This window comes from Hyella patelloides LEGE 07179 (genome assembly GCF_900659865.1).
In the GTDB taxonomy this organism is placed as follows: domain Bacteria; phylum Cyanobacteriota; class Cyanobacteriia; order Cyanobacteriales; family Xenococcaceae; genus Hyella; species Hyella patelloides.
This window is the reverse complement of record NZ_LR214001.1, coordinates 1-11213: the sequence shown is the minus strand read 5'-3', so window position 1 is coordinate 11213 and position 11213 is coordinate 1. Positions and strand designations below refer to the sequence as shown.

Annotated in this window: 10 protein-coding genes and 2 pseudogenes; 10 read left to right on the top strand and 2 right to left on the bottom strand. The window is 35.7% G+C overall.

Going from position 1 to position 11213, the window contains the following annotated elements; all coding sequences use genetic code 11:
• Nucleotides 1-77 precede the first annotated feature (77 nt).
• The 3 genes from H1P_RS25735 (at nucleotide 78) to H1P_RS25725 (ending at nucleotide 2223) form a co-directional block, all read left to right on the top strand.
• Nucleotides 78-419 (top strand): hypothetical protein, encoded by a 342-nt coding sequence (locus H1P_RS25735; RefSeq protein ID WP_144872888.1) that lies wholly within the window; start codon nucleotides 78-80, stop codon nucleotides 417-419.
• A gap of 354 nt (nucleotides 420-773) precedes the next feature.
• Complete coding sequence (locus H1P_RS25730) at nucleotides 774-1058, top strand: RNA recognition motif domain-containing protein (protein WP_144872885.1); 285 nt, start codon at nucleotides 774-776, stop codon at nucleotides 1056-1058.
• A gap of 751 nt (nucleotides 1059-1809) precedes the next feature.
• Nucleotides 1810-2223 carry a response regulator gene (locus H1P_RS25725; protein ID WP_144872882.1) on the top strand — a complete coding sequence of 138 codons (414 nt, stop codon included), beginning with the start codon at nucleotides 1810-1812 and terminating at the stop codon, nucleotides 2221-2223.
• A gap of 197 nt (nucleotides 2224-2420) precedes the next feature.
• Here the strand turns inward: H1P_RS25725 and H1P_RS25720 are convergent, their stop codons facing one another.
• The gene (locus H1P_RS25720) at nucleotides 2421-2627 is read right to left on the bottom strand and encodes a hypothetical protein (RefSeq protein ID WP_144872879.1); all 207 of its coding nucleotides are present in this window, start codon (nucleotides 2625-2627) and stop codon (nucleotides 2421-2423) included.
• A gap of 666 nt (nucleotides 2628-3293) precedes the next feature.
• Here H1P_RS25720 and H1P_RS25715 point away from each other — a divergent pair.
• The 5 genes and pseudogenes from H1P_RS25715 to dtd all read left to right on the top strand — a co-directional run.
• Nucleotides 3294-3533, top strand: a pseudogene (locus H1P_RS25715) (zinc ribbon domain-containing protein); the annotation flags it as partial.
• Between the two features lie 886 nt (nucleotides 3534-4419).
• Nucleotides 4420-5277 (top strand): group II intron maturase-specific domain-containing protein, encoded by an 858-nt coding sequence (locus H1P_RS25710; RefSeq protein ID WP_144872873.1) that lies wholly within the window; start codon nucleotides 4420-4422, stop codon nucleotides 5275-5277.
• 82 nt (nucleotides 5278-5359) lie between these two features.
• A pseudogene (locus H1P_RS39520) lies at nucleotides 5360-6560 on the top strand (reverse transcriptase N-terminal domain-containing protein); the annotation flags it as partial.
• 265 nt (nucleotides 6561-6825) lie between these two features.
• Nucleotides 6826-7485 (top strand): cysteine dioxygenase family protein, encoded by a 660-nt coding sequence (locus tag H1P_RS25700; protein ID WP_144872870.1) that lies wholly within the window; start codon nucleotides 6826-6828, stop codon nucleotides 7483-7485.
• A 105-nt stretch (nucleotides 7486-7590) separates the two neighbouring features.
• Nucleotides 7591-8043: a D-aminoacyl-tRNA deacylase gene (gene dtd / locus H1P_RS25695; protein WP_144872867.1), complete on the top strand. Its 453-nt coding sequence runs from the start codon at nucleotides 7591-7593 to the stop codon at nucleotides 8041-8043.
• A gap of 17 nt (nucleotides 8044-8060) precedes the next feature.
• Here dtd and H1P_RS25690 read toward each other — a convergent pair whose 3' ends face one another.
• Nucleotides 8061-8303, bottom strand: coding sequence for a hypothetical protein (locus H1P_RS25690; protein ID WP_222427235.1), 243 nt, complete (start codon nucleotides 8301-8303; stop codon nucleotides 8061-8063).
• Nucleotides 8304-8526: 223 nt separating this feature from the next.
• On the opposite strand from H1P_RS25690, the gene H1P_RS25685 reads away from it, so the two are divergent.
• The gene (locus H1P_RS25685) at nucleotides 8527-9684 is read left to right on the top strand and encodes a phosphotransferase (protein WP_144872861.1); all 1158 of its coding nucleotides are present in this window, start codon (nucleotides 8527-8529) and stop codon (nucleotides 9682-9684) included.
• Between the two features lie 23 nt (nucleotides 9685-9707).
• Complete coding sequence (locus H1P_RS25680) at nucleotides 9708-10817, top strand: T3SS effector HopA1 family protein (RefSeq protein ID WP_144872858.1); 1110 nt, start codon at nucleotides 9708-9710, stop codon at nucleotides 10815-10817.
• Nucleotides 10818-11213: the final 396 nt, after the last annotated feature.

Genomic DNA, 11213 nt, shown 5'->3' with positions numbered 1-11213 from the left:
TCTCATTAGGGTCAGCGATTCTATTAATAACAGGAAATCGAAAAGATTAATCGAATCACCAAAAAGGAAAAACAATTATGAAACGCTCATTATTAGTATCTTTATCAGCTTTAGCTCTCTCTCTAGTAACTGCCCCTGCATTTGCCTCGGAAGTAGCTGCGGTTAATTCTCATTCCACTAACAACATTGTCGAAATTAGCCCTGTCGATTTAGTGAATCGTAGTTATCAAGGCTTTTTGGCTGACCAAGGGATTCCCAGTAATGGTGCTTTCAATCGAGCAGTTCACACTGGTCGAGTCACGGCTCAAGATTTAGTCAATGGTGCAATTGCTTCTGGCAGACTTGCTCCTGAGACCATCAACGACCGAGCTTATCTCAATCACGTCAACTCTCAACTACGTAACATAAATGACAACTAATACCAATTCTTAAAATTAATGAGATACTTGGTGGGTTGGGTTGAGGGACGAAGCCCAACCCCTATACTTCCCATTTTTGGGTTAATGCTTTGGCTAAAGCCTGTCCTCTGGGCTTTTTGCTATATACTCGATAATCGCGAATCAAGAGATTACTGACATTTAAATAGTTATCTTAATTAATATTGATATATCAATTATCGATAAAAGTGTTAGGATGGAAGTCGAGAATCAACAGATTAGCGATTAAGTTTTCATTCAGTATCTAAAGGTCTTTTCCGTAAAGTATTGAGCTATTTCTTGGACAATAATCCTGTCTCTCTAAACACAACACTCATTGAGAAGACGATTAATATCATGTCAATTTACGTAGGCAATTTATCTTACGAAGTTAATCAAGAAGACTTAAGTGAAGTCTTTGCAGAATATGGAACTGTAAAACGGGTTCATCTTCCTAGCGATCGCGAAACAGGTCGTAAGCGTGGATTTGCTTTTGTCGAAATGGAATCCGAAGCTAATGAAGATAAAGCTATTGAAGCTTTAGATGGAGCAGAATGGATGAACCGCGAACTAAAGGTTAATAAAGCCAAACCCCGCGAAGATAATAGAAACAGTGGTGGTCGTAGAAACAACCGTTTCTAAACTTCTTTAGTTAAATCAAAAAATTGAGGCTTCTGGAAATTAAGTGGATTAGTTCTGCATTTTTTTCTAGAGGCTTTTTTTTGTGATAGTCCTTAATTAAACTAATGTCTTGAAACTCTATAGCTGACATTCCGCAGATAATTTTCTCAAGGAAATAATTAAATGAATTTGCTTGAATATAGCCGTTTATAGCAATCGCCAATCTTCAAAAACACCAAATAATATATTTGTTCTTATTCTGTTTCTAAAATCGCTGTATTCTCTATCTCTTAAAGTGTGTAGACTAAATTGCTCAAAAAATCACGAAGAAATTAAATTTTTCTGCGGAATGTGAGCTATAGCGATTGCAGTGATTAATTAAATATAGATCATTTTATAAGTTGGTTTTTATCGGCGGATTTAGTCTTATTATCAAAAAATCCCTTAGCGACCAAAATTTCTCGTCTGCTAAACAAAAGCCAAAATTAAGCATATATACTCAGATCAAAAGTTTAAAACTAGATTAAACATCACAAGTTACTCAATTTGTTTCTGTAAGTTTTATTTATGGGACTGACGCATTGACAGAAAATCAAAAATCTGGATTTAGACAATTTAGTATAATTAAATACATTTTTTGCGGTTTTCAGAGGCGATCGCCTCGTCAAGATTCTTTCTGAATAATGAAATTTAGTTAATAAACACTAAGGTCAATTTATACAGTGCGTAAGTCCTAACTCATACATTTTGGGCATAGTAAGGAGAATAAGAAATGTTAACTATAAATCAGGCAGTTTTGGTTGTTGATGATGACCCTGATACTTTACTTTTAATCACAATGGGTCTCCAATTAAACCTTGATTGGACAATCATAACTGCTAATTCTGCTGAAGAAGGTATTTTTAAAGCGAAAGCGAACTATCCTGATGTCATTCTTTCTGATATAGATACGCCACAGATAAATGGTATGCAAATGCTACGTGCATTACGTGAGAATTCTGTCACCAAAAATATCCCCGTCATATTCTTTACAGGAATATGGAAGGAAATAAATGTACAGGAATATGCTCATCTTGGGGTCAAAACAGTAATTCCTAAGCCTTGTAATTTTCTAACTTTAGCGACCCATATAGTGCAAGCTGCAAATGTTATAGGAAAATGTAAAGCTCTGAGTAATACGCAGTAAAATAATAATCTAAGAAATCAGTGTAATACACGTTCTGATTTATCAAAAATTGATTTATATATTATCACTGCTTATTAAACATTGAAAAAACAATTTTACAGCATTGACTAGATTAACTACTCTTTAAAAGAGTAGCCTGTTGAGAAATTGAGCTGGCTAAATTAATATTAGAGGTGAGCTAAATAATTTATCCGAAATTATTTACAAGAACTACTTACTAATTTCGGACTGTGTTGCCTATTTAATTTTTTTAAAAATAAAGATGCTTCTTGGGGTTCTAGTAATATTTGCGGTTCTCCATTACATATCAATAACCATATATTAAATTCTTGTTCTTTTAGTAATATTTTTTTGCCACTTCTGGTAATTTCAATTGTCTGTTTATTATTGAAAGATTCATACATATTGCAGTTTAATAGCTTGGCTTGATTCAATAAGCTTTTTTTTAGTAACATTATTTTTTTACCTCTAGAGTATTACCTGGTCTGATTTCCTCAAAAAAATTGTGAATATTCGAATAAACTACTCGCAATTTCTTTTTAATTACTTGCCAACTAGACTTTAATTTCAAGATAGCTAAAAAAAGTGACAAACTAGTTGCTAACTACATAAATGAGTAAGTAAAATACTTCAAAATCTTACACATAAAGTCAGTTCACAAAATCCAAATAGTCATAATAGAAAATTTTTAGGTTAAGAGTATGGCTCGTAATTCTACAATAGCTCAAAGTACCCTTTATTTTGGCTAGGGAATGTTTTTCAATTTCTGTACTTGTATACTTGAACGTAGTGAAATAAATAGGAATAAATAAAAAAAACAGATATATCTTTGATTTCTTATCATAAATTATAGATAGTTTTTTCAAAGAAATTTAATATATCTGTCTCTTCCCAGATTTAAAACGTAAGTCACTGACTTGATTTTTAGCCCTATTCAGTCTTCAATTTTACTTATAAAAAGTGACAAAAAAGAGTAGTCAAATAACGTAATTATTCTATGAAATATATTGTCATACAGTTATTTAGTGGCTTTTGTTTAGCAGACGAGAAATTTTGGTCGATTCTTTCCTTCTAGTAAATTATGTTCTAACTGCGGTCACAAGTATCAGGACTTGCAGCTAAAAGAACGAGAATGGACGTGTAAATCTTGTGGTGCTAGACATCATCGAGATATCAACGCTAGCTATAACATTCGTGCTGAAGGAATAAGAATCACTGGGCTGGGACACAGCCCTCATGGAGATGGTGTCAGACTTCAGGCTTGTTCTGAAGCTACTATCTGTGAAGTGAGTACCACCTCAGTAGCTTAACGGCTGTTGAGAATCCCCCGATTTATCAGTGGGGTGCGATTCGTTCCTACGAAATCCTCTATTGAGGAGGGATGTAGGGCTTCTGTTAAGTAACCGAAAGGTAGAGTTCGCACTTTAATCCTTAACAGATGATAACTTGTATTTCTTCAAGGTGAGGCTAGTAACCTAGAACGCCAAGTCCTTGTCCTCTTGTGCGGAGGAAAAAGCCCTAAAGGACTCGCTTCGCATCGCACACAGCGTCCCCCTCGGCGACGAGAGTGAGAAGTTCCCTTATACCTGGGATGACAACCCAGATATAAAAGCGGGAGTGAAGACGAAAGAGCGATAATTGCTGAAAACGCCTAATCGTTAGCATGAGTTCTATAATCGACCTGGACTGAGATTACATCAAGGAAAAGGAAATCGTGGGGTAGAAAAACTAATCATCTACTGAACCATCTTAAGGACGTAGCAAGGGATATAAGCTAGAAGGATGAACACAGTCTAAGCTATTGACTAAACCACGTCATTGTAGAACAGGCTAAATTACTCCTGACAAGCCTGAACCAAAACGGTAACGAGAGGAGATTCTTAAGATTGCGTGTCTTAAGAATGTAGAAACACAACACTCTCCGTGGAAAAGGTAGCCATCCTAACTACTTCATGAACTTTAACCGATACAACAGGGAAAACCCTACAGAGTCTAGAAGATAAAGTCGAAATCTTTTAGTAAGCCAAGAGCAATCAAAGCCGAATTCTCTGGAGGGCAAAGGATGAGTGAGAAAGCGAATGCCTATCTGTAATGGATGGGATAGAGGTTCAAGATTTGCCTCTGACCGAAAGGAATAGCAGAATTCACTTGGGTCACATACGAAATTAAAACTTACCCAATTAAGGACTGAACTCGATGAAAAGTTGGATACTCTACCGAGTAAATGGACAAAGAGAAGAACTAGCAGACTGGAATCAGGTTAACTGGTCAAAAGTCTACAAAGTGATTAAATCCTTAAGAAAGCGGATATTTCGTGCCAGAAAACTTGGTCAATGGAAGCAACTAAGAAGATTGCAGAAATTGATGATGAAATCCTATGCCAATCTATTGCACCCCCAAAAAGAAAAGGTACTTGAGTTCTGCAAAGAACTCGGAAAGACGATTAAATCTTGTGGCTCATGGTCACAAGCAAATCTTATCACCAAATTAAATCCTAAACTGAGAGGTTTTGCCAACTACTATAGAGGTGTAGTTAGTAGCGATACTTTCAGCTACATAACCTATAGAATCTGGAAATATCTATGGAGATGGGCTAAAAGAAGGCATCCAATGAAATCAATTACATGGGTTAAAAATAGGTACTTTCCACGCCATAAAAACAGAGAATGGACATTTATGTGTTGGGATAAAGACTCTAGAGGAAATGAAAAAGAATTCATTCTCTTTGATGTGTCAACAACTCCAATAAGAAGACATATAAAAGTCAAAGGGAGTAACTCCCCCGACGACCCCAATCTCACAGAATACTGGAATAAACGTACAACCAAACAGGGCAAACAATTCTGGGCAAAAGGCTCTAAATACGAGCAAATAGCTAAAGAACAAAACTATAGATGTCCGATGTGCAATCAATTCCTATTCAACGGCGAAGAAATAGAAACTCATCACCTTGTACCAGTAAAAGAAGGCGGTTCTAACAACAGGGACAACCTTACACACCTACATAAAGCGTGTCATAAACAGGTACATGGTAAACAAGTAATTAAGGCTTGAAGTGTGGCTTGAGCCGTATGATACGAAAGTTGTCATGTACGGTTCTTAGAGGGGTGAGGACTGGTAACAGTCCAATCCTACTCGACTTTACGCAGCATCTCGTCGAGGAGATGTAAAACAAGTTAGAAAACTCCAAAAAACGTTAATGAGGTCATGGTCAAACAAGGTCTTATCTATCCGTCGGGTAACACAAGATAATCGTGGTAAAAAGACGGCAGGAGTGGACGGAGTAAAAGCACTGTCTCCAAAAGCACGTCTTCAACTCGAAGGACAACTCAAAATAACAGGTAAAAGTAGACCAACTCTTAGAGTTTGGATTCCAAAACCTGGGAAAGATGAGAAGCGTCCATTAGGAATACCCACAATGAAGGATAGAGCTTTGCAAGCGTTATTGAAACACGCTTTAGAGCCAGAATGGGAAGCTCATTTTGAGAAGAATTCCTACGGCTTCAGACCAGGACGTTCTTGTCACGATGCCATCAAGCAAATAAAAAACGCAATTCAGACTAAAGCCAAATTCGTGCTAGATGCTGATATTGCAAAATGCTTTGATAAAATCGACCACTTAGCCTTACTACAGAAGCTCGGTTACACGGGTAAATTCAGGCAACAAATAAAAGCCTGGTTAAAATCTGGAGCTTAACCCAATCATCCGAGGATGGGTAAATTATTATTCATTTTCAGATGCCCAAACAACAGGGATATTTTCAAAACAAGATTACCTCACAGTCCAAAAACTAAGAGCCTGGGGTCGTCACCGAACTGGTGACTGGGGAAAGGCGATTAAAAAATATTGGACAACTATTGGCAACAATAACTGGGTATTCGCAACCAAGAAAGGAAATGAAAATCCGCTTAGGTTATTGTCACATATTGAATTTGGAAGCAGTAGCATTGAGTATGTGAAAGTTAAAGGCGATGCTAGTCCATTTGATGGAAACCTAATTTATTGGAGTACCAGGATGGGGCGTAGCCCTGATATGCCGTCTCGAAAAGCATCATTGCTTAAGAGACAAAAAGGTATCTGTCCCTGGTGTTGCCGACACTTCCGTGAAGGAGATGTACTAGAAACTGACCACAATATTCCTCGCGCCCTCGGTGGCAAAGATGAATATAATAATCTACAACTCTTACACGGTCATTGCCATGACGATAAAACTGCCTTGGATTTGGTATTCATTAGAAATCAAAGATTCATGAAATACATGGACAACATCAACCAAACACTAGCCAAATATAACTGGTTCTGGGATGAAAATGATTTACTAATAATTACAAGCTAAGGTAGGATGTCCCACCTGACAATGGGAAATATGTTGAGTAGCCGAGTGAAGGGAAATCTTTCACGCTCGGTTTCGGACGGGAGGGGTGTAGTGGTAACACTCACCTCGACCCTAATAGGATGTCAACACAAGGAACTACGAAAGAGTATCGAGTTAGCCTTAAACCTGGTAAGTATTGGATTAGTTGTCCTCTAAATCCTACTCCAGATTATCCTTTAACAGTATATTAAACATATTAATAATGGCATTAAAACTCAAATGAATTATGTTAGATAACTTTCTGGGAAATGAGCAACAACAACTATTAAACGAAACTTCATTTTGTGAAAATTGGCTGGTTGACAGTGATAGCATTTGTAAACCTTATTTTTCTGAAGAAGAACCAATATTTCCCGAACCCTATAGACTTTATCGTTTTTTGACCGATCTAGAAACTGTTTTAGCCTCAATTCCCGATGATAATCGAAGAATTCAAGCCATTATTCCTTTGGTAAGACAATTACTATATAGTTCATCTTGGCTCCATACAAATTATATAGAACCATCTCCTAAAGTTGCTTGGTCAGTTAAAATGCTTTACCAAGAGCCAGATTATCCGATCACTGTGCAAACTGTAGCCTGGTTGCCAGGAAAAATGTCTCCTATTCATAATCATGCTACTTGGGGAATTGTTGCTCTAATTAGTGGACAAGAAAAAAATACTTTTTGGCGACGCTCACCTGATTCTCAAAATCAAAATCGCATCGAACAAGTAGGGGAACATATATTAACACCTGGGGATATTATTGGTTTTATGCCCGATGCCATTCATAGTGTAGAGCCTTTAGGAAATGAGCCAACTATTACTTTTAATATTTACGGTGTAACGGATTTCGCTCGCCGATATGAGTTCGATCCTGTCAAACATACAGCTAAAAATTTTTAACGTTAAATAAACTTTTTGACTAAAAATTATTCATAATGCAGGCGTTGCTCAACCAAGCTATGATAATAAAAATATAGTTTTACCCCTTAAATTAGTAACGCCAAAATGCGTATTGTCATCCAACGAGTCAAGTCGTCTTCTGTTACTGTGAATGAAAAAATTATTGGCAAAATTGGCAGAGGTTTAAACTTATTGGTAGGAATTGCACCTACAGATACAGAACCAGAAATAGATTGGATGGTACGCAAATGCCTTGATTTGAGATTATTTCCTGAAGATACTGATAGTAGTAAATGGGAAAAGTCTGTTGTAGATATTCAAGGAGAATTGTTAGTAGTTAGTCAGTTTACTCTTTATGGTGATTGCCGTAAAGGTCGTCGTCCTTCTTTTAGTAAATCAGCGTCTCCTGATGTGGCAGAATTACTCTATGAACAATTTGTCAGTAAGTTACAACAAAGTGGTTTAAAAGTAGCTACGGGAAAGTTCGGCGCAATGATGGAAGTCAGTATTGAAAATGATGGTCCTGTTACTTTATTGTTAGAGCGAGAACATAACTAATATTTGTATGATTAAAACTAACCTCTAGTTAAACGAACATGATCCATAATGCGACTCTTTTGGGTTTGCTTATTACCAGAATTAAGATTATAGTTTCCTAAACTTCTTTCTAAATGCTCTTTACGACTTTTTTGACTGTTAGAAAGCAGAGCATCCTTATTTTCAGAATTATAATTTTGAGGTAAACGGGGAAAATAAACCTTACCGCCAGAACTTTTTGCTAAATGTTCTCTAATGCGTTTTTGGCGATCACTATACATACTCAACTCCACTTGATAGTTTAAATAAAATTATTGATTACATTGTGACCCATTTGTTACAAAATAGCTTTTAAATGAAGTCAGAATTTTAGAAATAGAAACATAATTACTTTAAATAAGTTCTCAGAAAAAAGGTGAAATTATTGATTTTTTAAAAGATGTCAATAAATATAAAAGTAATTGGATATACCTTTAATTTTCCAGTTTCTTTATTTCGAGTAGAATTATGTTTCTTCTTAATTCCCAGAATGTTTTTAATTATTTAGGCGATCGCAATTTCTGTGATTCCTCAGAACAAAGTTTCAGTAAAGTCGAACCTCTTGCAGCGAAAAACTTCAATTTATTAATCACTTTTCCCGATAAACGCAAGCTGCTAGTGAAGCAAGAAAGGCAAAATCTTGAAGGAAAAGCAGCAGGTGAATTTAAAATTGAATATCGCATACAAGAGTGGTTACAAAGATTTCCTGAAGTAAAAAATCTTGATTCTGTTCTTCCAGAATTACTTCACTTCGATCGGGATAATGCCATCATGGTTTTTAAATACCTAGATGATTATCAAGATTTAAGCAAATTTTATCTCCAAGAAAGTAGTTTTGCCATTAAAATTGCCAGTACTATCGGTACTCTTTTAGCAACTATTCATCGCCATTCTTACGAACAAGACAACCATCGACAGTTTTTCCTGAATGAGGAAAATAGTCAAGTTGCAAATCAAGTTCCTCAATTAATCAGAGGCTTAGAGAGAATAACACCTGAAATATTTGGTGCTATACCTGCCGATGGCTTAAAGTTCTTTGCCCTATATCAAAAATACGATAGTTTGGGAGTTGCGATCGTAAATTTAGGTGCAGCTTTTACTCCTTCTTGTCTAACTCATAACGATCTGAAACTAAACAACATTCTGTTACACACAGATTGGCAGCAAACTGATGACAGCATTATCAGAATAATAGACTGGGAACGCTCTGGCTGGGGCGATCCTGCATTTGATTTAGGAACTCTCTTTGCCAGTTACATTCAAAAGTGGCTGGGTAGTCTAGTTATGAGCAAATCTTTGAGTATCGAAGAATCTCTGAGTTTGGCGGTGACACCTTTAGAACAGCTTCAGCCTTCTATTGCTGCATTAACAAAAGCCTATCTGAATACTTTTTCTGAAATTTTAGAACACCGCCCCGACTTCTTACAAATAGTAGTGCAGTTTGCTGGTTTTGGTTTAATCCAACAGATTCAAGCAATGATTCAATATCAAAAATCCTTTGGCAATATGGGGATAGCCATGCTTCAAGTGGCTAAATCTTTATTATGTCGTCCAGAGCGATCTATGCCGACTCTTTTTGGTAAGGCGATTGTGGAAATAGCTCAACTTTGTACTGCTGCTTAAACTATTATTTTAGGAACAAAATTATGACACAATTACTAAAATCTCCTCAGTCTCTAATCGATCATTGCTCCAATCGTCTACAAACTGTTCTCGAAGATATGGTTAATCAGATTGAAATTAGAGCGGATTTTTCTGTTCGTCACCCTGACTACAAACCATTGGAACTTCCTGAAGCAGCTATAACTAGATTTCAAAATATGCCCGAACAAATGCAACAAAAATATCTTAGTCTACAACTGCGAAGTTTTCTCTATGGTATTTACTACAGTGGTTCGATGCGGAAGGCTTTAGCATTAGACTCAGAAGACAATAATCTACCTTTAGATTTGGAAAATAACACTGTCTTAGGAGTAGATTTAGAATTTTATAACCGCATACACAATAGTAATAGTGGACAAGGTTATTTCGAGCCTGGTTGGTCGATTCTTAAAGAAGAAGAAGATGGTAGCTTAGTAGTAAAGAAGGGCAGTTTAAAACTGCATATAGAGCGCGATCGACATCTGCAACCTAGGGAACAGAATAGTTTAGTTGGCGATAAAGTAGCAATTAAAATGCCTAAAAATTGCGTGCAGAATGGCTTTTATGTATCTGTTGGCAATGCTAGAGGCAATCTAGGAAAAGAGGCATCAAAGTTGGTCAGAATTTACTTTAACTTGACTCCTGACGGTGCAGTAAGAGTAATGGATAGTTTAACCCAGCAACTAAATGAGCAAGGTATTCCTTTCGATTTTAAGGTTCTATACAATCCCCAGGATTATCAGCGTCATGACTCAGGAGTTTTGTATTTTGATAAGAGTAACTACGAAGTGGTTCACCAAATCTTACAGCAGGTATATCAAGAACATCATTCTCATTTCAAGGCTGACGTTCCTCTTTTTACTTTGCAATTAGCACCAGGTTTAGCATTAGCAGAAGAACCAGATCAAAAATTTGCCGAAAAAGAAAGTTTTGGCATGAATCGCTGTCAAATTATCGCTAATGGCTTACTAGCAGCTTGGTATCAAAATAAAAATTTGCCTGAAGAAAAAATGCAATGTATTTTTGAACAATTTACGCTTTCAGGTATTGACTTAAAACATACTTATCTGAATGCAGAGGCTAAAAATATCTATTCAACTTTCCCTACTTTATAGCAGAGATAAGGTAACAATCTAATTTTATTAAAAAATTACTGATATTTAACTATATATTCATTAGTAAAGATATTAGTGAAAAATTATCTCTATTTCAGTTTAATAAAAATATTAGGCTGATTTTTTTTTAGTTTTTATATTGTATTTATTTCTTTCAGGAATATAAATGCTTTAATTTTTTTTGTAGTGAAAATAATAGCAGCAGTGATTAATGAAATTTAAAAACGATCAATAAATAAAAGAGAATAGATCATATAATTATTTTCATTATAAATCTTAGTAAAATATTTATCATAAAAATATCAAGAAAATATATTAATTAAGTTCTTTTTATTCGACAAGAAAACAGATATTTATTGTTTGTTTATGTATGATTAATTCAGGGGTTAAAAATTA